This is a genomic window from Bradyrhizobium sp. AZCC 1578, assembly GCF_036924675.1.
Lineage (GTDB): Bacteria > Pseudomonadota > Alphaproteobacteria > Rhizobiales > Xanthobacteraceae > Bradyrhizobium.
The window spans coordinates 7,133,726-7,154,999 of the sequence record NZ_JAZHRZ010000001.1 but is presented as its reverse complement, the minus strand read 5'-3'; the positions used below and the strand labels follow the sequence as shown (position 1 = coordinate 7,154,999).

Annotated in this window: 24 protein-coding genes and 1 pseudogene; 9 read left to right on the top strand and 16 right to left on the bottom strand. The window is 60.7% G+C overall.

Annotated elements, in window-relative coordinates:
• Positions 1-26 precede the first annotated feature (26 nt).
• The gene (locus V1290_RS34010; protein ID WP_334368403.1) at positions 27-899 is read left to right on the top strand and encodes an SDR family oxidoreductase; all 873 of its coding nucleotides are present in this window, start codon (positions 27-29) and stop codon (positions 897-899) included.
• Between the two features lie 32 nt (positions 900-931).
• Here the strand turns inward: V1290_RS34010 and V1290_RS34005 are convergent, their stop codons facing one another.
• Both V1290_RS34005 and V1290_RS34000 read right to left on the bottom strand, forming a co-directional pair.
• Positions 932-2,407 (bottom strand): hypothetical protein, encoded by a 1,476-nt coding sequence (locus V1290_RS34005; RefSeq protein WP_334368402.1) that lies wholly within the window; start codon positions 2,405-2,407, stop codon positions 932-934.
• A 294-nt stretch (positions 2,408-2,701) separates the two neighbouring features.
• Complete coding sequence (locus V1290_RS34000) at positions 2,702-4,267, bottom strand: hypothetical protein (protein ID WP_334368401.1); 1,566 nt, start codon at positions 4,265-4,267, stop codon at positions 2,702-2,704.
• On the opposite strand from V1290_RS34000, the gene V1290_RS33995 reads away from it, so the two are divergent.
• Genes V1290_RS33995 through V1290_RS33985 form a run of 3 tightly spaced genes read left to right on the top strand, consistent with a single transcriptional unit; the run spans position 4,247 to position 5,479 of the window.
• Positions 4,247-4,555 (top strand): hypothetical protein, encoded by a 309-nt coding sequence (locus V1290_RS33995; RefSeq protein ID WP_334368400.1) that lies wholly within the window; start codon positions 4,247-4,249, stop codon positions 4,553-4,555. The two genes, V1290_RS34000 and V1290_RS33995, sit on opposite strands and share 21 nt — an antisense overlap.
• Positions 4,556-4,571: 16 nt before the next feature.
• On the top strand, positions 4,572-4,811 hold the full coding sequence (locus tag V1290_RS33990; RefSeq protein WP_334368399.1) for a hypothetical protein: 240 nt from the start codon (positions 4,572-4,574) through the stop codon (positions 4,809-4,811).
• 32 nt (positions 4,812-4,843) lie between these two features.
• On the top strand, positions 4,844-5,479 hold the full coding sequence (locus tag V1290_RS33985) for an HAD hydrolase-like protein (RefSeq protein WP_334368398.1): 636 nt from the start codon (positions 4,844-4,846) through the stop codon (positions 5,477-5,479).
• 41 nt (positions 5,480-5,520) lie between these two features.
• Here the strand turns inward: V1290_RS33985 and V1290_RS33980 are convergent, their stop codons facing one another.
• From V1290_RS33980 to V1290_RS33965, 4 genes are all read right to left on the bottom strand, one after another.
• Complete coding sequence (locus tag V1290_RS33980; protein WP_334368397.1) at positions 5,521-6,063, bottom strand: 2'-5' RNA ligase family protein; 543 nt, start codon at positions 6,061-6,063, stop codon at positions 5,521-5,523.
• A 77-nt stretch (positions 6,064-6,140) separates the two neighbouring features.
• Positions 6,141-7,862: a dihydroxy-acid dehydratase gene (gene ilvD / locus V1290_RS33975; protein ID WP_334368396.1), complete on the bottom strand. Its 1,722-nt coding sequence runs from the start codon at positions 7,860-7,862 to the stop codon at positions 6,141-6,143.
• Between the two features lie 69 nt (positions 7,863-7,931).
• Positions 7,932-8,282 carry a Lin0512 family protein gene (locus V1290_RS33970; protein WP_334368395.1) on the bottom strand — a complete coding sequence of 117 codons (351 nt, stop codon included), beginning with the start codon at positions 8,280-8,282 and terminating at the stop codon, positions 7,932-7,934.
• A 489-nt stretch (positions 8,283-8,771) separates the two neighbouring features.
• On the bottom strand, positions 8,772-9,083 hold the full coding sequence (locus tag V1290_RS33965) for a hypothetical protein (RefSeq protein WP_334368394.1): 312 nt from the start codon (positions 9,081-9,083) through the stop codon (positions 8,772-8,774).
• A gap of 36 nt (positions 9,084-9,119) precedes the next feature.
• On the opposite strand from V1290_RS33965, the gene V1290_RS33960 reads away from it, so the two are divergent.
• Entirely contained in the window at positions 9,120-9,686 is a 567-nt protein-coding gene (locus tag V1290_RS33960; RefSeq protein ID WP_334368393.1) for a putative glycolipid-binding domain-containing protein, read from the top strand.
• A 178-nt stretch (positions 9,687-9,864) separates the two neighbouring features.
• Here V1290_RS33960 and V1290_RS33955 read toward each other — a convergent pair whose 3' ends face one another.
• The 4 genes from V1290_RS33955 to pdxR form a co-directional block, all read right to left on the bottom strand.
• Entirely contained in the window at positions 9,865-10,302 is a 438-nt protein-coding gene (locus tag V1290_RS33955; RefSeq protein ID WP_334368392.1) for a hypothetical protein, read from the bottom strand.
• A gap of 105 nt (positions 10,303-10,407) precedes the next feature.
• A complete protein-coding gene (locus tag V1290_RS33950; RefSeq protein ID WP_334368391.1) occupies positions 10,408-10,584 on the bottom strand; it encodes a hypothetical protein in 177 nt (58 codons plus the stop codon).
• A 153-nt stretch (positions 10,585-10,737) separates the two neighbouring features.
• The gene (locus tag V1290_RS33945; protein WP_334368390.1) at positions 10,738-11,430 is read right to left on the bottom strand and encodes a hypothetical protein; all 693 of its coding nucleotides are present in this window, start codon (positions 11,428-11,430) and stop codon (positions 10,738-10,740) included.
• A 708-nt stretch (positions 11,431-12,138) separates the two neighbouring features.
• Positions 12,139-13,635 (bottom strand): MocR-like pyridoxine biosynthesis transcription factor PdxR, encoded by a 1,497-nt coding sequence (gene pdxR, locus V1290_RS33940; protein WP_334368389.1) that lies wholly within the window; start codon positions 13,633-13,635, stop codon positions 12,139-12,141.
• 136 nt (positions 13,636-13,771) lie between these two features.
• Here pdxR and V1290_RS33935 point away from each other — a divergent pair, with 136 nt between their 5' ends.
• The 3 genes and pseudogenes from V1290_RS33935 to V1290_RS33925 all read left to right on the top strand — a co-directional run bounded on the left by V1290_RS33935 (position 13,772) and on the right by V1290_RS33925 (position 16,786).
• Positions 13,772-14,860 (top strand): hypothetical protein, encoded by a 1,089-nt coding sequence (locus V1290_RS33935; RefSeq protein ID WP_334368388.1) that lies wholly within the window; start codon positions 13,772-13,774, stop codon positions 14,858-14,860.
• Positions 14,861-15,442: 582 nt separating this feature from the next.
• Complete coding sequence (locus tag V1290_RS33930; protein ID WP_334368387.1) at positions 15,443-15,988, top strand: dienelactone hydrolase family protein; 546 nt, start codon at positions 15,443-15,445, stop codon at positions 15,986-15,988.
• 190 nt (positions 15,989-16,178) lie between these two features.
• A pseudogene (locus tag V1290_RS33925) lies at positions 16,179-16,786 on the top strand (IS5 family transposase).
• 33 nt (positions 16,787-16,819) lie between these two features.
• Here V1290_RS33925 and V1290_RS33920 read toward each other — a convergent pair.
• From V1290_RS33920 to V1290_RS33900, 5 genes are all read right to left on the bottom strand, one after another.
• Positions 16,820-17,092: a hypothetical protein gene (locus tag V1290_RS33920; RefSeq protein ID WP_334368386.1), complete on the bottom strand. Its 273-nt coding sequence runs from the start codon at positions 17,090-17,092 to the stop codon at positions 16,820-16,822.
• Complete coding sequence (locus V1290_RS33915; RefSeq protein WP_334368385.1) at positions 17,089-17,838, bottom strand: DUF899 domain-containing protein; 750 nt, start codon at positions 17,836-17,838, stop codon at positions 17,089-17,091. Before V1290_RS33915 ends, V1290_RS33920 begins: the two co-directional genes overlap by 4 nt.
• A gap of 53 nt (positions 17,839-17,891) precedes the next feature.
• Complete coding sequence (locus V1290_RS33910; RefSeq protein ID WP_334368384.1) at positions 17,892-18,425, bottom strand: SRPBCC family protein; 534 nt, start codon at positions 18,423-18,425, stop codon at positions 17,892-17,894.
• Between the two features lie 4 nt (positions 18,426-18,429).
• A complete protein-coding gene (locus V1290_RS33905) occupies positions 18,430-18,807 on the bottom strand; it encodes an ArsR/SmtB family transcription factor (RefSeq protein WP_334368383.1) in 378 nt (125 codons plus the stop codon).
• A 71-nt stretch (positions 18,808-18,878) separates the two neighbouring features.
• On the bottom strand, positions 18,879-19,967 hold the full coding sequence (locus tag V1290_RS33900; RefSeq protein ID WP_334368382.1) for an adenylate/guanylate cyclase domain-containing protein: 1,089 nt from the start codon (positions 19,965-19,967) through the stop codon (positions 18,879-18,881).
• Positions 19,968-20,084: 117 nt separating this feature from the next.
• On the opposite strand from V1290_RS33900, the gene V1290_RS33895 reads away from it, so the two are divergent.
• Positions 20,085-20,540 carry an SRPBCC family protein gene (locus tag V1290_RS33895; RefSeq protein ID WP_334368381.1) on the top strand — a complete coding sequence of 152 codons (456 nt, stop codon included), beginning with the start codon at positions 20,085-20,087 and terminating at the stop codon, positions 20,538-20,540.
• Positions 20,541-20,575: 35 nt separating this feature from the next.
• Here V1290_RS33895 and V1290_RS33890 read toward each other — a convergent pair whose 3' ends face one another.
• Positions 20,576-21,268: a GNAT family N-acetyltransferase gene (locus V1290_RS33890; protein WP_334368380.1), complete on the bottom strand. Its 693-nt coding sequence runs from the start codon at positions 21,266-21,268 to the stop codon at positions 20,576-20,578.
• Between the last annotated feature and the right edge of the window lie 6 nt (positions 21,269-21,274).

Genomic DNA, 21,274 nt, shown 5'->3' with positions numbered 1-21,274 from the left:
GCATATAACAAGGTTTCGCGCCGTTCATGACCGATCAACCGTCTCCGGCGAAGCTCGGCCTGACTGATGAGGAGCTTGCGGCCCGCCCGACCCTGTTCGCGGCCGATGCACTGAAGGATCAGGTCGCCGTCGTAACGGGCGGCGCCGGCGGCATCGGGCGGGCGATCGCCTGGCTGTTTGCGCGGCTGGGCGCGCATGTCGCCGTGGTCGGGCGCGACGGCGGCAAGCTCGACGCGCTCGTCACCCAATTGACGGGCCGAGGCCTCAAAGCATCGGCGCATGTCGCCGACATCAGGGAGCCCGACGCGGTCAGCGTCCTGTTCGACACGATCTGGGCCGCGCAAGGCCGCCTCGACTGCCTCATCAACAGCGCCGGAGGGCAATTTCCCCAAGCCGCGATCGATTTTTCGGTGAAGGGCTGGAACGCCGTCATCAACACCAATCTGAACGGCACCTGGTACATGATGCAGGCCGCCGCGCAACGCTGGCGCGACCACAAGCATCCCGGCAGCATCGTCAACATCGTGGTTGTGACGACGCATGGGCTCTACGGCATCGCACACACGATTGCTGCACGGAGCGGCGTCATCGGGCTGTCGCGCGCCGTCGCGGTCGAATGGGCGCCGCTGAACATCCGGGTCAATTGCGTGGCGCCGGGCGCGATCGAAACCGAAGGCTGGAACGTGTATTCGCCGGAGGCCCGCGCCGCCTACCCGCGCTCGAACCCGATGATGCGCACAGGCTCGCCCTGGGACATCGCCGAAGCCACTGTCTTTCTCGCTGGTCCTTCGGCCCAATTCGTCACCGGCGAAACGCTGACCGTGGACGGCGGCGGTCAGCTCTGGGGCGAAACCTGGACCACCGGCAAGCCGGCGTATTTCGGCGGCGAAGATGGATAAACCTCTCCGTACGGACTGATGCCGGGCCGTCGCTACAAATCAAGAGCAAGTTCCACCCAGAGCGGATCATTCGGTTTGAAATTCGTTCCGTAGCTAAGACGGAAAATTGAAGCCCCGAACTTGTTCTTCTCAGCGGCAGTCTCACCGTCGCCGCGAAGAATCCTACCGTCGGTCAACTCGTTGAGCCGCTTGTAGAGATCACCGTAAGGCATGGACCAGCCATGAGGCGAGTTCTTGGTTACCTGTTCGTGCGCGGTCTCCTCCACCACAGGGATCATTGCGCACAGCCGCGGATCCGTCATCAGCTCCAGACCGCGTTCGCGCAGTGTAGCGTTGTGGCTGGCGTGATGCCCGACCTTGTAGAGAATCGTGCGCGCCAGGATATCCTCTATCTTAAGCCTGGGTCCGCTCGCCGTATCATTTGCCGGGTAGGTTTGATCACCCCAGGAAAGCCAGTTACCGACTTGCGCGTCGCCTGGGAAAAGCAGCACGCGCTTGTCCAGTTCGAGTCCCAGCGCGAGCGAAGTGTTGTTCACGTCACCATCGATCTTCAGCGCCAGGCTTTCGACGCTACCCAGCCAATCATCGTCGATGCGACGGTACTTCGCATCGCCTTTCGCATAGATTCCGGCGATTCGAATGTTGGGCTTCTGCTTCGGCGCCCTCGCCTTTAACTTTTTGCCGTTGGCTCCGTACGGACACCAGTGCAGCGGCACGAAGGGCTGATCCTCGAGGCGCACCCGGCCGCCGTTATCGCCGTGGACCACAGCCAGCCCAACCACCGTTTCAACATCTTCGCCCCGTGCGAGATAAACCTCCCGTGCCACACCCGCGGACGGATCAAGCTGACGCAACTTCTTTGCATCGTCACGCGGCGGCCCAAGCACATAGGCGCGGAACGCATCGTGCACTCCCCAACGCACGACATCGCCCGGCTTCAGAAAGACGACGTTGCCGGGCCCGGCTCTGTCCCTCAACCATTCCAGCACCGCCTCGCAGCTTGCATTGCCGGCGAGATCGTCACGCTTTTTCGCCGCCACGCCCATCGCGCCGTCCCCAACGCTGTCGAGCCCGCCATAGAATTGCAGCAGGTTGGTGACCGTCTTCATTTCATCACTGGTCGCGGCAAGTGCTGGGCTTCGCGCCAGCGCCGCTAGCGCAGACAGCGCCTTGTTCTTCTTCTTCCGGTAGCCGTTCGCGACCTCGTCAGTGCGATCCTCCGTCCACGCCATCCAGACCTTAGCGATTTTGAGCGACCTGAACGTATCGTTAGCCAGAATGAAACCCGAGAGATGGTCGTAGTGCTCGTGGGTCGCGACCACCAGGTCGAGTGCACCGCCGCAATCCTTCATGAAATCGGCAGCGCCGGCAATAATCCGCTCCTTGCCAAGCGAGGTTGTCGGCTTGCTGGCTTTAGTGCCGATGCACTGGAGCACACCACAATCGATCAACATCTTGAAGGTGTCTGCCCCAACGACGTGCTTTACAAAAAAGAAGTCGCCGAGCATCCCGCGATACATTCGGATCGAAACCGTACCGTTGGCCGATGAGGAGGTATTCCCTGGCCCGGGACTTGGAGGTCGCGGCGTGCGGTTTGTAGGCGGGTCAGACACCTTTTCCTTGCCCCCGGCTTTCTTCGTGACGGACTTCGCAGTCTTGGCCGTCTTGCTGGCTCCCCGTTTTCTGCTGGCGCCGGCGGCACCAGCCGCAGACCTGGTACTGCGTCCTACCCTCGCATTCTTCTTCGCGGTGCCGACTGATTTCCGCTTCGCGGCTTTTGCTCTCCTTGCCACTGACGCCCCCTATTGGCCACGATGAACCATCGCAAACGGTTCGCGACGACCGCTTCCGGATTCATCGGACAGATAAGTGAAGCCAAAACCATCGGGCCGCGCCAACAGTTCGCGCTGCTCGCAGAGCCGCTCCTCGTCATCAATGCGCTTGCGGATCACGTAACGCAGACGGTTGTCCCTGAGATCGATGATCAACGTCGCGCCGCCCCGGAAGATGAAGTCCGCCTTTTTTCGCGGCGGCCCCCTATCCGCCTTCTTCTGTTCGTCCGGATCAAGATAGCCGCGTCGTCGCTGCGTCACCTCGACGACAAGCTGGCGCACATCCTGCCCATCGGGACCACTTCGGCGCGTGGCGCGCACGCTGTGGACTTCGACCTTCGGGCCCTGTCCCCAGTCGATACTGTTCAGGCGCAGGCGCTCTGGCTGCATGAAGTAGACGCCCAGTGCCTTTTCCCAGTCACGATCCACCGAGGGCTTGCGGGGATCAGGCTCAACCAGCCAATCCCATATCTTGAAACGATTCTTCTCGGAAATTTCGATGATCTTGTCCCGCCCATAATAGGAACGGAGGTCAAGCCCGATTGCCTCGATGTCGGCGATATCCAGGGGATTCTTTCCCAGCATCTGCTCCGGACTTTCCCACAACAGATTTTCCGGCGACATGGAGAGACAATCTTCGACCATAATGCCACGGCGGCGGAACGCCTCTGCGAAGGCGATGCGATAATTATAGGTATCTACCGGCACCAGATCGTTGTCGGCGGTGACTATGCCGCGAAGGAACTCGCCAAATCTCACATCGACAGGTGGCATGTAATCAAGCGCGCGCATGCACATGCGAAGCACATGATCTGCGGTCTTGGCGGCCTCCCTCGTCAGACGCGCGGTGAGATCGGCGTCGAGCCGCTTGTTCTCGCCCCGTTTGATCCCGCCGATCCGGAGCAGATCTTCGGTGCGCTTTCCGAAGATTGTGAGGAAGGCGTCAAACACCGCGGCGACCAGAATAGCGCCGCGCTCGTGGCATTCAGTGGTTTGCGCGAGGTGGTCCGGATCAGGTTCGGAGCCGACATATTGTCGGAGCGATGGATGCCCCGAAGTGCCCGCGGCAAACTGCTGTGCGAGGCCGCTGAGAAGCGTCATGCGGTCCAGTGCTCCACCTTCCTGTATATGCGCATAGACCGCTTCGGTGAGCGTAAAGTGGGAGAACAGTGCCACAATGTCGGCGAAGGCTTCGTGAAAAGCGAGACTGTCCAGGCTGGTCGCTTCCGCGTACCTACGATGCAGGCCGTCGAGCACGGCATGCGTGGTTTCATGCGCGATAATATCGTGCGACAACGCGGTGAATATCCAAGTGGCGCCGGCCGAAGCGTTGGAGCTTCGAAAATATCCAAACAACAGAGCCCGCTTTTCCCTGCTGTAATATGCGTTCGCTTCCCGAAGGGCGTGCGGATAGATACGCAGCTTTTTCACCGCCTCGTATCTTCCCTGCTTTCCCGGCTTGTTGTTCCAGCGCGGCGACCAGATCACCTTGCGCCCGAGCGCTCGCTCGAAAAGATGAATGACCTTCATCGCCACCGCAAAAACCATCTGCTGATGGAATTGCGGATTGCCTTCGGATGGCGTCAGCCCATCCTGCGCCAGAAGATGAGGGTCGTTGAGATCGACCGGCTGGTAAAACTGGCCGCTTGCCGGATCGATATCAATGACTTCGAGATACTCGTTGACCGGACCGATCTCAAGCTTGTCTTCCCAGGCTTCTTCCCACGGCAATGCGATGGTTGCGTAGGCATATCCGACCGAGCCCAACGTATTCGCCGCTTGCGGATCGAAGGCATATACGCGCAGCTTGCGCGCGGAAGGTGATGGATACACGGACTCCATGATTATCACCGCATATGAAATCAAATATCAATTAAAGGCCGATCGCAAAGCGGCCTCGCGCAATGCCCCATCATCGCACTCTCGCCATATTGATGCAACGACTGATTTCTTACTTTTGCAATACAACTTCATTGGCAGATCCAATCACCATGCGCTGCACCGTGGTTGCACAGAGCTGGATGTTGCGCCGGTAAACCTATACGGGAAAGCCCGCGAACCTGGCGTGTTCGGGTGTTGAACGCGGAAGCTATTTCCAACGAGATCCTTGCAATGACACGCTATCGCCTCGCCATCTTCGACTTTGACGGCACGCTTGCCGATACGATCGACTGGTTTCGTGCCTCCTTTCAGGACGCGATCGCGCGTTTCAATCTCAAGCCGGTCACCCCGGAGGAGCTGGAAGGAATGCGCGGGCTGTCCGCGCGGGAAATCATGGCGAGGCTGGGCGTGTCCACGTGGCAGCTTCCGGCCATTGTGAACGACCTGCGAAAGCGCAAGCTTACGGCGGCGAACGAGACATCGCTGTTTGCCGGCATCCCGGAGATGCTCGCCGACCTTCAGCGCATTGGTGTCAAGACCGCGGTCGTCAGCTCCGACAGCGAGGCATCCGTCCGGCAGGTGCTCGGTCCCGCCACCGCACTGATCAGCCACTTTGACTGTGGCGCCGCAGTGTTCGGAAAGCACTGGAAGTTTCGACGGGTCGCGCGACGGCTGGAAGCAAGGCCCGCGGAAACGATCTGCATCGGCGACGAGATCCGCGACATCGAAGCCGCCAAGGCGGCCGGCATGGATTCGGGCGCGGTGGCGTGGGGCTATGCCATCCCCGCCGCGCTGCAAGCGGCGGGGCCGACGCATTTCTTCAACTCGATCGAGGAGATGACCCAGAGGCTTGCGGCGGCGAAATAACGCCGCTCGGAACTTCTGCTGTTTTTCGCTGCCGGTGGCTCTCATCCGCACAGGCGCCATCGCGCGACATGCCGATGGCCCCTCTGGCTGTGCACGAGCACGAACTCTGTCACAGTCCAGACAACCGGTTCGATCGGATACTCATCCACGCTGCGCGCGTCATATAGCAACGTTACATGCGGCGTGAAATTCGTATTGGCGAGCCGCCTCAATCCTCTGCGCGCCATCGCGACACCAAGCATTTGCCGAAACGACTGCAACCGGCACAATCCCTTCTCGCCAATCAGGACAAACGGACGATTGCCCGGCCCCCCGCCGAAACTTGCCGTGCGATCGAACGAGACCTCGAACGGTTCGGTCCGCAATTCCGTGGCCGCCTCGCAGGCGGCGCAAAGCTGGCGGTCCGGCAACCCACCCAGCGAAAATAGCGAAATGTGCAGCCGGTCTGGCGCGATGAGCTTGCCGTTGAAGCAATGGGCGCGCTTGAGCACGCCCGCCAGCCGGTGAATTCGCGCTGCTGTGCCCGCGTCGGGAAGAGCCGCGAGGAATATTTGGTCACTACTAGAGCTTGCAAAGCCGCCCATGATAACGCAGAACAAATCATGAACATAAGATTGTGGCAAGGCCCCATTACAACTGGTTCAGGCAAGTTCCCGCAGCCTCATAACACACACCCGTAATGCGCCGACGACACCAGGCGTATGTACTTGTCGTGCACCGATCCCGGTCGCACCGCGGCCAACGAGGCCGGGACGCGCCAGTCGGCCATGCGGCGGGCGATCTCTTCCGCTGACACTTCGAGATTCACGGTGCGGGCGCCTGGGTCGATGACAATGGTGTCACCGTCGCGCACCGCAGCGATCGGGCCGCCCCGCGCGGCTTCCGGCGAGACGTGGCCGATCAGGATGCCGTGCGAGACGCCGGAAAAACGGCCGTCGGTGATCAGCGCGACATCCTCACCGAGACCCTGTCCCTGCAACTGAATGGTCAGCATTACCATTTCCGGCATACCGGGCCCGCCCACCGGGCCGACATTGCGCACGACGATGACGTTGCCCGGCACGATCTCGCCGGCGCGGATCGCGGCCATCGTATCGGCCTCGGACTCGAATACGCGCGCGGTGCCGCGAAATTGCCCCTTCTCGAGGGTCTTGCCCGATAATTTGAGCAGGCAGCTCTCCGGTGCGAGATTGCCCTTCAGGACGCTGATGTGATTGTTCGCCGGCGCGATCGGTTTCGACACCGGAAAAACGATCCCCTGCGGCGGCATCTGCTCCAGCGTCGGAACATCGGCGAGATTTTCTGCCAGCGTCTTGCCGGTCACCGTCATGACGTCGCCGTGCAAAAGGCCCGCGCTAAGCAGCTCCTTCATGACGACTGGAACGCCGCCGATCGCATGCAGGCTGCTCATCGCGAACGGGCCGTGCGGCTGCAAATTGGCGAGCAGCGGGACGCGCTCGCCGACTTGCTGGATGCGCTCGATCGTGATCGGCACCTGGGCCTCGCGCGCGACCGCGAGCAGATGCAGGTACATGTTGGTCGAGCCGCCCATCGCATAGACGGTCGTGATCGCATTTTCGAAGGCGCGCGCGGTCATGATGTCGCGTGGCCGGATGCCCGCCTGCATCAGCCGGTACAGCGCGTCGACCGAGGCGCGGGCCTGCGCGCGGACATCGGCGTGAATATCGCTGCCGGCATCATAGTCAGCGGGATGCGAGGCGCCGCGCGGCAGCATCATGCCGATCGATTCCGCGATCGTGCTCATGGTGTTGGCCGTAAACATCGCGCCACAGGTGCCGCTGCCCGGCATCACGTTGCGCTCGACTTCCAGCAGTTCCTCGCCGGAGAGGCGGCCGGACTCATTGGCGGCGCGCGCCTCGGCGTAATCCATGATCGTCAGATTGTTGCCTTTGCTCGCCCATGCGCCGAACGAAACGCGGCCCGGCGTGCTGGTGCCGGGATAGAGCACAAGGCCGAAAGCATTCGTCCGCGCCAGCGGCATCAGCGCGGCAGCTCCCGTCTTGTCGCAGCCGGAGATCACGATCATCGCATCGCCATGGTGCGCGTAATGACCGATCTCAAAACAGTCGGCAACGACATCGCGCGATGCGAGGCTATAGCCCGCCGTCGGCGTGCCCTGCGTCAACGCGTCCGATACTGCCGGCGCGCCGACGACCAGCCCCTGCCCGCCGCGCTCGGCAAGGATTTCCACCAGGAGATCGGTGATGGCGCGAACACGGTTGTTGCAGCGATGGGCGTTGGTCCAGGCGCTGGCAATGGTCACCACCGCACTGGTCTCCGCGGCGCGGTCCGGATCGAATCCGGCAGCACGCAACTCGACCCGCGATCGCTTCCAATAGGTGCTGCTGTCTTGCGTTGTCATCGGGCGCTCCAGGTCTTCTGATTGACTGCACGGACGTTGGCGTCCGGCTTGATTGACACTGAAAACGAATTAGCCCGTCTTGCCGTCGTCAAAACTGACAATCACAGCAGCGTTGGCAATGATGATGGAGTCGCTTCCGCTCTCGGCAGGAATTTCCAGCCCGCCCTTTACCGCCGTCACGTTCACCGTGCCGTAAGGCAGTTCCTTTGCAACGGCTGCAGTATCGACCCCGCTCGGGTCTGGAACCGCGACGGTAACCTCCACGAACATATCGTTGGCGGTCTTTCCCAGCATCCGGAAAAAGCCGAGGCTGGAGTGGCGGATAGCGTCCGAGACGGCGCGGTTGGCGGCTTTGGTCGCATCGCGTCCGTGAACGTCGACGCCCATGCCCATTTCGGTAATACAGCGAACGCGTGCCATCGGGTTTCCTCTTGTCGTTTATCGCGTGGTCGTTTTCGGCGAAGCCCTCTCTCAATCCTCGCTTACGGCCACGGCGTCAAGCGGCGGCGCAGAAATGCGCGACGGACATGCGCATGCATCTCGCGGCGCGATTTCGCCCGAGATATTGCGGGAAATCTCGGCGCCCCGAAATGAGAGGGCGCAGGGAATGCCGGGTGCTTGCTGCACCCGCGGTCTCGTGTGCAAATGCACTTAAGAAATGCGCACACGAGCATACAGGTACAGCCGGAGCATCCCGGCATTCCCTGCGCGATGGGTTTAGGGCTTATGCCGCGCTCTCCCTGGAGACGAATTCCTTTTGCCTCCATCGCCGACAGATTAGCGATTCATCGAACCCGGTCGGGTTTCGAAGAACCTCCGCCGGCTTAACACCAGCCACGGGTGCCAGGACCACACGGTTTTGCCGTACGCAGCTTCCTCTGCCAGAGACTTCGACCGGCCAAGTGCTTGTCAGCCGAAGTACTGGCGGAAGCGTTTAAGCGCCGTACGTCCTGCGCGCTGTGTTCGCTCACGGCAAAGCCGCCCTGCGACCACATCCACGCGCCCGACGCTGCCGCGTCCACCGCAACCCGTCCCAACGTTCGTGACGATGGCCAACGCCCCTCTTCTTCGGGACGGGATGGCCGGAGTTTTACCGGTGATTTGGGTCTGGCGCGAAGCGGAATATTTTTGATTCCAGGGCTTGACCTGATTTCTGAAAATCAGAAGTGATTTGCCCCATCGGATGTCAGCATAATTCGTGCAGGAACCGATATCGGCCAAAATCGTTTTCAGTCTGGGTCCATTCGAGGATCAATCTTGCAAGGCGACTCCGAAATTCTATTCTGGCGCCGAACGGACGTCACCGGGCTGGAGCGATTGATGCTCCATATTTCCGCTGACGCGGTCTTGGCAGAATCGACCGTGATCTGCGTGGAGGACGGCGGCTTTCGCCTCGACCACCGATGGAGACTGACGCCTGACTGGCGAACTCAATCGCTGGACGTAGACCGATGGGGCCCGGGCGGCCACACTCACCTCACCCTTGATCGGACCGATGGCGGGTGGTGCGTTAACGGCCAACAACGTCCCGATCTCGACGGTGCGGAAGAGCCCGACCTTTCGGTCACCCCCTTCTGCAACACCTTCCCTATCCGCCGGACACCTGCCGGAGCCCGACAGAGTCGCACACTCGATACGTGTTTCGTGGACGGTGCGGCCATGACGATACAGCGCTCCCGTCAACGATACGACCGTCTCGGTCCGGATCGGGTGCGTTACGTGGATCTCGGAGTCTCGGCAGGCTTTGAGGCGGAGCTCGAGGTGGATAATCGGGGTCTAGTGCTTCGCTATCAGCACCTTTTCGAACGCGTGACACCTATCTGACGAAGGCGTCGCGATAAATCGCTGACCAAAAAGCCACCCATGCCGAGCTGACTAGGGCGTGTACTCATTAAGCGACTGACTGATCTCCGCCCAACCCTCAACAGCGGCGGAATAGCGGACATAGCCCGATGTCGCAGAAGGGCCAGGAACGGGCATTCAGCTCGCTCTCGCGGATGGACTAGCTCCGCTCGCGGGGGCGCTGCGGCGGCTGAGGATTGTTGGCGGGATTGGTATCGTACTTGGATATTCGCGTGATGAGCCCGCTAGTGGCGAGCGGTTGCAAGTCCGCCTCCAGCGCGTCAGCAATCTCCTCGGCATAGACCTCCCGGTCGTCCACGTAGACTGTAAATGATCTCAAATACTTTTCCTTCTTCGCCGGATTCTCGATCGTCGCCTTCGTCCACTGGTAGAGCGGATAATTTTCGACGCCGTGCTCTTCTGCTGCGACGACATACTCCGCAAAGGCGTCGAACTGGCATTTCAGCGCAGCGCGATGCTCGGCGATGATATCGAACAGCGGCGCCAGTGCCGGAACACGGAGTTTTCGGCGTACCGATTCCGCCGTAGCGGAATCGTTTACATCGAACCTAACCTGATACTGCCACTGAGAAGTCACGCTAGTCTCGCATTCTGTCGCACCCGATTTGTCCCTTTCCGATCGCAAGGCGTACCGCTTCCTCACGAGCAGGTCCGGCACGCGTATCAAGAGCTGGCCGCAATGTCAGGCCGACCGTTTCGTTAGTAGCTTGGCATTGAGCGCGGCGTTTTCCATGATCAAGATCATCACGGGTGTCGCAAGCACTTGCGGCAATATGGCGTCCTTGAATCGGTCGGCAAGATGTTCGGGTTGCACCCGCAATGTCGACGTTCCTCTGGCTCCCAACGGAATCTGCCGCATTCATTCGTCCTAGAACTCTATATGGACGTAGACCGCTTCGCCCCCAACAGCAGCACAAACGCGGACATCTGGCTAGATCAGAGTCGGGCCACAAGCCGACTTCCCTGAAACGACCATTGTCGGCTTAGAGCAGCCCGCAAGCAAGCTAGAGTGTTATTTGAGCTCGATCTCCACCAGCTCGACTGCGCTATTTCCATTGTTTTCAATGCCGCGCTCTTCGACAGGCATCACCATGAAGTCATGATTATTCAGCACCAGTGGCTGATCCGGCTTCCCAGGTCTTTTTTCTGTCACCGTACCACCAGTAACGACGATCCTTGCGCCTGGAGCCGTTTGCTGAATTGTGGGAGCGCTTTCACCTGGACTTAGCTTGAGCCGCCAAGCCCGAGCACGATTGTTATCCAGCGCCACTTCGTATTTTGCAGGTCGTGTCGAGACAGTGTAACGCCCCGGTTCAGGATAGACGATCCCAACCGCAAGAAGCCGCATCGCACGGTCCCTTTCAAGATTGATGACTTGATGCACGCCTGGGGTCTTTGTGTAGGAAGAAAAACCGACAACCCCTAACTTGAGTTCTATTTCGACCGGCTCTTTGCCGAGAACTTGATTCTTTATCTTTGCGCCGGCCGTGATGACGAAAACCAGATCCTGATCGTGCGAATGGTAGCCTGTCGAAAAGCCCGGAGGTAACGTCACACTTTCAAGTGACATGTGGTCGTCCTGGAACGTGAACAAGTGGAAAGGTGCCTTCGTCACCGGCACTATTATGGGTTTATCCGCCTCTTCCGCCCAGCTGGGAGCGGTCAAGGCGCATGCGAACAACAACCCCAGGAGTCGGTGTTTCATTGGTCCCTCCCTAGTTTGTGCTCTCTTACGACTTGGTCCTTGTGCGGCCGACAACCGACTCGCCAAAACGCAATTCGGCGCGTTCGTTCTGGACCGTTAGCTAATCAGTGACCGTGAACGGATACGCAACCTGCGCTACAAAATCAGGCGCACCGAAGTTGTTGCGATCAGAAGTGGCGCGCTAAATCGCGCATGGGCGTCATCGGCGCTCGAACGCCAGCCGTCGAAAACCGGCTCCTCCGCTTGCTGCATGATCACCTTCTTTCTGCGACACGCGATCGCACGAGAGGGCACATCACCCAGCGTAAAGATCCGCCTCACGCCCGTAACGCTAGACCTACAACCAAAGGTTCGCAAGCAGATCGAATGATGCAAGGAAGACCCCGCTCTAGCCGCGCTTCGGATTGGAATGAATCATCGGTCAGCTGGGCTTACCAACGCAGAAACGGCCAATTGAGAATGCCGGTTGAGTAAGATCCAGAAGCACTTGGTCCACTTGAGCCGACACTGCGAACATAGAAGCAGCTCTGTCTAGAAGGTCTGCATCGGGTCAAAATGCGAAGAACTCACCGTGAGCAAATCGAGTCCGCTATACATCCATGAGCGGGCCTCAATGCAACGTGCCGCCACTTCGCCTAAGGGCCAAGAGCGGCCCTAGTTGTCCCATGACCCGCGCTAAGAGCTTGGGCAACAGACTGGGCAATTCGTTCAGGCCAGCTGACGCTTCGCGACCTTACCCAAGGCTTCGGCAAGTTGACCTAGCCCCACGTCGATGCGGGTGACGTCGACAGCCGCAAAGCCAAGAACGAGCCCGTTCGGGGCGGATCGCTTGACAATGTAGCTTGAAAGCGCCCGCACCTCGACGCTGCGCTCCGCAGCAGCATTGACAGCAGCCCGATCATCGATCTCCGAGGGCAACCACGCAACAATCTCCAATCCTGCGGATTCGGGTGCGAGCTTAAGGATTCCGGAAAGCCGGCGGACGCCTTCTCGCAGCGCCATCAGGCGAGAGCCATAAAGCTCGCGCATGGACCGGAGGTGCCTTGCAAAGTGGCCTTCAACGATAAAATCACACAGCACGGCTTGTCCGAAAGTCGGGGGAAAACGGTCCACAATCGATCGGGCAGCCGCGAAGCCGTCGACGAGCGCCGGTGGGACCACCAAGTAAGCCAAGCGCAATGCGGGAAAGAGCATCTTACTGAAAGATCCCGAGTAGAGAACGACCCCATACCTGTCCAAGCTTTTGAGTGCAGCGAATGGGCTGCCGTCGTAACGGAATTCGCCGTCGTAATCGTCCTCGAAAATCCAGGATCCTTGTCGATGCGCCCATTCCAGCAGAGTCAACCGGCGTTCCAGAGAGAGGCGACTGCCGAGAGGTACTTGATGCGCCGGCGTGACATACGCCATCCGCGCAGCGGAACACAGGCGCTGGCCGGCTGCGACATCTATCCCACGAGAATCAACTGGAACTGGAACGGGCTTCAACTCCGCCGCTTCGAGGACGAGGCGCGCCCCGGGAAATCCGGGATCCTCGATCCACACCGGGTCATTGGTGTTGAGCAATAAGCGTGATGCCAAGTCGAGCGCCTGCTGAACGCTTGAAACGATAACGACCTGATCGGCATCGCAGACGACACCGCGTGCCGAACCGAGATAGGCGGCCACCGCTTCTCGGAGCGGCCGATAACCGAGAGGATCTCCAACCCCGAGCAGCTCCTTGCGGGCGAGGCGTTGCCGGTGAGCTGCAATCCGCGACCAGAGGGCGAGCGGGAACGCCTCGAGATCGGGTTGATAAGCACGGAAAGCAACACCGACTCTTGCAATCGGTTTCAGCGGAAAGCACGTGGTAGTCATCGTTTGACCGCGCGCAGAGAAGCCGAGTTTCGGCTTTCCGGTTTCTGCGATCACCGGCTTGTGCGCTTCGAAGCTCCGTTGATCGGGCACTCTCGCCGAGACAAAGGTGCCGGCGCCGACCTTGCTTGAGATGAAGCCTTCGGCCTGTAGCTGCCTGAAGGCCCTAACCACCGTTCCGCGCGCGATACCGTATTGGCGCGCAAGGTCGCGCGAGGACGGTAATGGCGTGCCGGCAGTCAACCTTCCATCCAGCATGGCCGCACCGAGTTGTTCGGTAAGCCAACGAAATGTGGCTTGGCCGTGTGGGCACGCCCCGAGTGCGACATCTTGTGAGCGCGACCGCTTCGACATGATGCCTCCAGGTCAAAATGGACCATGAAAAAACTCAAAAATGGTCCACGGACGAAATCCACTTGTGCGCATTTCGTATTCAAGAAGGCAGCCCTCGACCGAGTTCCCTTGCACCGGCGAGAATCGAGGAGGTCCGATGGTTCTCAGCGCCCACGATCATGTCATTGCGCCGCTTCAGGGGCGGTGGCGCCCATACGTGTGCACCATACCTGCTGTCGCCGCACTCTCTTACCCGGTGGCGCTGTTGGCGTTGAATCGGAGCTTCGGTCTCGTTGGCAGTGCTCACGAACCGGGCGAATGGCTGTTGGGTGCGGTCACTGTCGGCGGTTCCCTGATCCTCTGCTATGGCGTTCCCGTTGTTGGGTTCGTCATCGCCTATCAGCTCGGTTGGAGTGCCGATCGATCGCTGTCGCGTGTCGGACGCATCACGGCTCACCTGGCCGTCGCCAGTCCGCCACTGTTCACGCTCATCGGTGTTGCCTTTTACATCGCCGGCGTCACCAACGGTGATTATGTCTTGTGGGCGATAATATGGATCGCTGCGGCAATTCTGATCTTCACCCGCAGCCAGGCGAACGAAGCAGCAGAGCGCGAATCTCACCGTGTGCTATCGCCGGCGCTTCGAACGGCTCATGGAATATCCGCCGTTATCATTCTGGCGATCTTCCTGGCACCACACATCGCCAACCATCTAACGGCGATATGGAACATCGATGTGCACAAGATGGTGTTGCAGACATTGCGGCATGTCTACCGCACAGACACTGTCCAGCCATTGCTCGTCACCCTGTTCATCTTTCAGATCGCGAGCGGACTTGCCCTGTGGGGGGTGCGCATGCGTGTCAAGGCGGATCTATTCGCAACTCTGCAAACGACAGCCGGCATATATCTGGCTCTGTACATCGTGTCACATATAATTGCCGTCTTCGTCTTGGGACGCATGGTGATGAAGGTCGACACCGATTTTCTCTTTGCGTCCGGCGCGCCGACCGGTCTGCTGCACGATGCCTGGAATGTGAGGCTCATCCCGCACTACTCGCTGGCGGTTTGGGCGCTATTCATTCATCTGGCCTGCGGCTTAAGAGGTGCGCTCCTGTCCCATGGCGTTTCGATCACAACGGCCAGCTCGGTTGCCTGGCCAATCATCGGGGTCGGCGCCGCCGTTGCCGCGACGATAATCTTGTCGATGTGCGGGCTGCACGTTAGTCCATGGATAACACCGTGAGATCTCAGATCGCGCGCAATATGCCTGGGCATCAGGTGTCATTGTCTTGCCCGAGGCCCCGCTCCCGCCAGTCAGGTCGGGGGTGAAGTCCGCAATGGGTCAAAAGCCGGCGCTGAAGGTCGCGCTGAGCAATGTCCGGTCTACCCCGACATGAAGACGACCAATGCGATCTTCGGCTAAGGGCCATAAGTGTCCGTGCAGTTCTTAGACTTGCGCTGTGGATGGGCGGACATGCCCCTGCTACGATGACCCCGTTTACGAAGACGGAGGAAGGAAAATGGGTCCACGAGCCAAAGCATGTTTCGGTCTAACAGTATTCCTTGCATGCCTTTGCACCAACGCCATCACCTTTGCAGGAGAATTGATCAGGCTCGAAAGTGCTCCCGTTCACCTCGGCGAACTGCAGAAGCGCTTAGCGCGCGAGCGCGGCGAAAGGCCGAAAGCTGCGTCCGAAACGATTGAGGTTACCTGTCGAAACCTGAGGGCGATGGCCCATTTGCCGCCATTGTATATCTCCACGGATGCGATGAACTTTCGGAAGACGCCCGAAAGTACAACGCTCGGGGCTATGTGTCCCTTGTGTTGGATAGCTTTTCGACCCGTGGCATCAAGAACACCTGCTCCCAAGCGACGCCGGGCCTGTTGTTTGCCCGCCAAGGTGATGCTTTAGGCGCTCTATCCTATCTTTCCAATCTTCCCTTCGTCGATTCTCAACGTATCGCGGTCGTTGGATATTCGCAGGGTGGAGTGGTCGCTCTGCAGTTGGCGTCGAACCATCAGGCGGAAATCTTCGACGTCCCTCGGGGTCTAAAGTTCAAGGCCACCGTGGCCTATTACCCGTTTTGCGGCGTTGCTTCAGAGGAACTCATCGTTCCTACATTGATCCTGATTGGCGAACTCGATGACTGGACGCCAGCGAGAGACTGCGAACTTTGGATGAAGCGGCGGGCCGACAGAGGAGCGCCCGTTAAACTGGTCGTCTACCCCGGCGCCTATCACGCTTTTGATTTTCCGGCCTTCGCCAACGGCAGGGAATATTTCGGGCACTGGCTCAAATATGATCCCTCTGCGGCCGCCCAGTCAGTCCAGGAGATGCGGGGTTTCCTCGCTGCTCAATTTTCCCGTTGAGTTACCGTGAAGCGAGTGCGCCGGCATTCGTATGGAGCAGCGTCCGGTTTGGGTCAAGAACGACAAAGCTCAGGGTGAGCATAATAGGTCCGCTTTCGGGTGCATAGCGTCCGACGACCCGCTCCTTGGCGGGCCACATTGAGCCGGACTGTCTTGCCGTGATTCAAGCCCCTTATCGTGGGGGTGAATCATGCGTTACGAACTCACGACAAAGAGTGGGCTGCAATCAAGCCGACGCTACCGAACAAGCCGCGCGGCGTGCCGCGGGTGAATGATCGTCGTGTCCTCAATGGCATCTTCTGGGTCTTGCGCTCTGGAGCGCCATGGCGCGATTTGCCGGACAATTTTGGTCCGTACACGACCTGCTACAACCGCTTCGTTCGCTGGCGACGAGCGGGCGTGTGGACCCGAATTATGAACGCCCTGGCAGGCCGCCCATGATGCCGCCGTCTCGACACCTCCATTGTCCGCGTGCATCAGCATGCAGCGTGCATCATCGGAAACCGGAGACAGTCGATGGGGCGGTCACGGGCGGATTGACCAGCAAGATCCATGCGCTCGTCGATGGTAATGGCCTGACTGTACGGCTGGCACTGACACCTGGTGAGGCTCATGACAATCTGCTTCAGCCCTTATCTCTACCGCGCCCGCAACAAAGTCGAACGGTTCTTCAATCGGATCAAGCAATGTCGTCGGGTTGCTACACGCTACGATAAGCTTGCCGTCAACTATCTTGCCTTCGTCCAGCTCGCATCCATCCGGCTATGGCTAGCTGCGCGTAATGAGTCCACGCCCTAATTTCGCACACCCGATGACGTCGCGCTGCCGGCTTCATCGGCGCGAAATCAGCTTCAGCCAGGGCGCCGAATGGAAGGCGCTCATCAGCAAGTACATCGGCACCATGCCGCCTACCGGCAATGCGTTTGCAGCCGAGCAGAGTGGATCGAGCGGGCCACCGCCAACCACGGCGGTAAGCAGCGCCATGATTGCGAAGGTCGGCGCGGCCGCAAGCGATAGCCATCTAACTATCGCAAGCGCGACCGCGGCGCCTTCGTCATCACAGCTCGCCGCGCAGGGCGCGTTGCTGTGAGAGGCCTCGCTCATCCCTTTGTGCCTGCGCTCTGCTTGCGGAACGCGGCCTCTCCGGCGTCCGACACCTCGACCCACCTCTTGTCGGGCGCTGCGCCTTCGACGTAGCTGTCGTGCCAATTCCACCATTTGTAGGTCGGAGTCTGCGGATATCCTTCGGGCGAATCCTCCCAGACCTCCTGGCGGCCGAGCGGCGTGATGTCGAGGTAATTCCAGGTGCCTCCCATCTGCTCGTCGCCGCGGTTGTTGATGAAGTAGGTGCGGTAGATCTTGTTGCCGTCGCGGAAGAACACGTTGGTGCCGTGCCATTCGCCGACGTCGAAGTCGGTGTCGAAGCTGTCGGTGATAGTGTACCAGGGGATCAACTCCCATCCCATTCGCTTCTTCAGGCGCGCGATGTCCGGCTGCGGCGCGCGCGAGGCAAACACGAGCGTGGTATCGCGGGCGTTGAGATGGGCAACATGGGCGACCTGGTCGGCCACCATCGAACAGCCGCGGCAGGCATGGTCGGGCCAGCCGAACACGCCGGGCTCGAAGAAGGCGCGGTATAGGATCAACTGATGACGGCCCTCGAACAAGTCGCGCAAGCTCGCCTGGCCGTTGGGCCCCTCGAACCTGTACTCCTTCTCCACGGCCAACCACGGCATCCGCCGGCGTTCGGCGGCGAGCGCGTCACGGGCGCGGGTCGTGGCCTTTTCCTTCACGAGCAATTGCTGGCGGGCCGCTTCCCATTCCTGTGCCGAAACGGTGTGAATCTGCATGGCTAACCTCCTGTTTGTTGGGACGTTTGTCACTTGAGCTTCGACTTGCAGCGTCAGGCCGGCAGACGCGCGTCGTATTCCTTCATGAGGCCGCTCCAGCCATCCCAGAACGGCGCCGGCTCCTCTCCGCTCGCACGGGCGACCAGAACATCGAGATGCATGTGCCAACCGGCCATGTGCTTGAGCAGCGTGGCGCGGTCGGGGAAGCGCCGATGGGTGACCGTGAGCAGCACGCCCTTGCCTTTGGGCTCCAGTTCGAACGTGACGTCACCGGTACTGTTCCAGGTGATCGACAATTTTCGGGGTGGATCGAATTCGGTAATCCGGCTCTGCATGCGATGCTCGCCGCCAAAGCCGGCCGGGGCCTTGCCGGGCGGATCCGTCAATTCGTCGTTTCGCCAGACAAGTTCGAAGGGCGCGCCGACCTTTGTCCCCATATCGCCGGCCGCCATCCATTTGCGGCGCAACTCGCTGTCGGTGAGATAGGCCCAGATGCGCTCGATCGGGCCGGGCAGCAGCCGCTGGATTTTCAGCGTCGTGGGCTCGGGCAGGCTGCCGTACGCGTCGGGCTTTGTCGTTGAATTCATCGCTCTACTCCGTCACCGATTTTGATTTGGATTTTGATTTGGATTTTGCTTTCGCCCGGTCCTCTTCGCGCAGCAGAGCTTCCAGCCTGTCGAGCTTTGCGGTCCAGAAACGCTCGTAACGCTTCAGCCATGCATCGGCTTCCGCGAGCCGCGCCGCCTCGAGGCGGCAGAGATGGGAGCGACCGCGGATCGTGCGTTTGACGAGACCAGCGCTTTCCAGCACCCGCACGTGTTTCGAGGCGCCGGCGAAGCTCATGTGAAACGGCGTCGCCAGTTCCCCGATCGTCAGTTCCCGTTCCGCCAGACGACCAAGCATCGCCCGCCGCGTTGGATCCGCGAGAGCGTGAAAAACGGCGTCGAGATGGGCACTACGTTCAACCATGTGGTTTAACATAGTCGCGCGACGCTAATTGTCAACCAATCGGTTTAACGTTTTCGTGATGAGATTCGGGCCTAGCCGTCCGGCACGGTGTACACGGCGCAGGGAGCCGCAATGCCGCGCAGCGCGTGCGTTCCCAGCGGGATCAGTTTTGTGGTGGTTTCGGCGGCGAGTGCGCTTGATATCAGCACCGTTCGGCCGAGTGGCCGACAGAGCCCTTCCAGCCGGCTCACCAGATTGACCGCGGGACCGATCGCCGTGAAATCCAGCCGGTCGGCCGCACCGACGTTGCCCCACAGAATTTCACCGAGATGCAATGCCACGCCGAATGACAGCGGCGGCAGCCCCTGCTCTCTCCGTGCGTCGCCGAGATGCGCCATTCCGGCCTGCGCGGAAGCGACGGCCCGGAGCGCAGCGTCGCAGGCATCGCGGGGAGATGGGCCGGTGACCGGAAAGATCGCCAGCACGCCGTCGCCGATGAATTTCAACACCTCACCGCCGAAGGCGTGGACAGCGCCGGCAATGCAATCGAACCAGGCGCCGAGCGCGGCAATCACCGCCGCGGCAGGCTCGGCCTCGGACAGTGCCGTGAAGCCGCGTAAGTCGGCAAACAGCAGCGCGGCCCGGATCGTCTCACCGACCTCGCGCCGCAGCGGCCCCGTCAGCACGCGCGCCGCGCTCCGCTTGCCGAGATAGGCTTCGAGCGCAGCGGTCACGGTCGCGCGCGCCGAAAGCGCGGCGAGCGGCGCTGCAGCGAAGCGGGCGGCATCGCGCAGGCGATCAGACTCCGGTTGCGTGAACGGCCGCGGTCCGATCCAGCCAAGAATCGGCCCGTCCGATCCCGGGCTCACATTATCTTCATGCACCGCTCCGCCTGCGAGCCCGGCCAACCAGCTCCGGCCGGCGTCGCCGGACAAATTCCCCGCCGCTCCGAATCCCGCCGGAGCGAACCCCACGGCTTCGATCACCGCCCCATTCTCGGCGCGCCATAGCCAGGTCCGGCGGGCGACGATCGGATGCGGCACGGCGAGCGTCAGCGCGCCGCCGGCGAGCGGCACGCCGTCCCCGATCAGGCGCGTGCCGAGTTCGGCCAGGAACCGGTCGGCGCCCGGCGAAGCGCTGGCTGCATCGACCAGCCATGTCAGCGTCGAACTCAGTTGCATGGATCGATCATGCGGCAGCGATGTTGCATTGTCACCCACGGCGCTTAACTTAGGCACTCGCCTTAGGCACCCGCTGGTTGCATCAGCGCGTCCTGCCAACGACCCACGAGGTTTTCGATGACTGAATCGTTTGTGCTCCAGCGCGAGACCCACATCGCCGCACCCCGCGCCAGCGTGTTCGCCTTCCTGACGGACCCTGAGAAGATCGTGCAATGGATGGGCAGCGAGGCAGTGACGGAGATGCATCCGGGCGGCATGTACCTCCTGAAAGGCGTCGGCAGCTCCACGGCACGCGGCGCGTTCCGCGAGGTCGTGCCGGTTCACCGCCTCGCCTACAGCTTTGGCTGGGAAGGCAATGAGGAAGTGCCGCCGGGATCGAGCCTGATCGAGATCGATCTGATCGAACGGGACGGCGGCACGCTGTTGCGCATGACCCATAGCGGCCTGCCCAGCGAGGCAACCCGCGACGCCCATTCCAAGGGTTGGGCGCATTATCTCGACAGGCTGACCAAGGTAGCCGCCGGCCAGGACCCTGGACCGGACCGCGGACCGAGTGGCACACGCAACGCGTAAGGATGGCGTCGGTCAAGGCGTGCATTGCTGGATGATCAGTCCTGTTTCTTCAACACCGTCACGTGGAGACGGCGCCGGATTTCCATCCCCTGCCGCCGGTAGAGCGCGATGGCCGAATGATTGTTGGTGAAGACGTGCAGGAGCGGAATTTCGCCGCGAGACACAATCTGGCGCGAGATGGCGGATAGCAGCATCTGTCCGTAGCCGCGGCCGCGATGCGACGGATGCACGCAGACGGCGGTGATCTCGGTATATTGACCGGGCTTCATCCGCTCGCCGGCCATCGCGACAAGCTGGCCGTCGACGCGGATGCCGAGAAAGGTGCCGAGCTCATGGGTTCGCGCGCTGAATGGGCCCGGCTTGGTGAGCTCGGTGAGTTCGATCATCGCGGGAACGTCGTCGACACCGAGCGTGACGATATCGACGCCATTGGCTGGTTTTTCAACCGGCGTTCCAATCATCTGTTCACCGGTGTCCGCCAGCGCGATCTTGAATTCGGCGGGCGGGTTCACGGGATCCGGCGTGAACAGCACGGCAATGTCCTGCGGCGACATCAGCCCGGCGAGCGCTGCAAAGCTTTCAAGCGACATGTCCGCCATCGCTGCGAAGGGCGTGATCTCGGTCGGATAGCGCCGCGCGCGGGCATCGCCTTCGGCCAATGCCTGCTGCGTGGTCGTGAGCGCCGTCCAGATCGGATAGTCGAGGGGATGGTCAGGTCGAACGGACACCGGGCT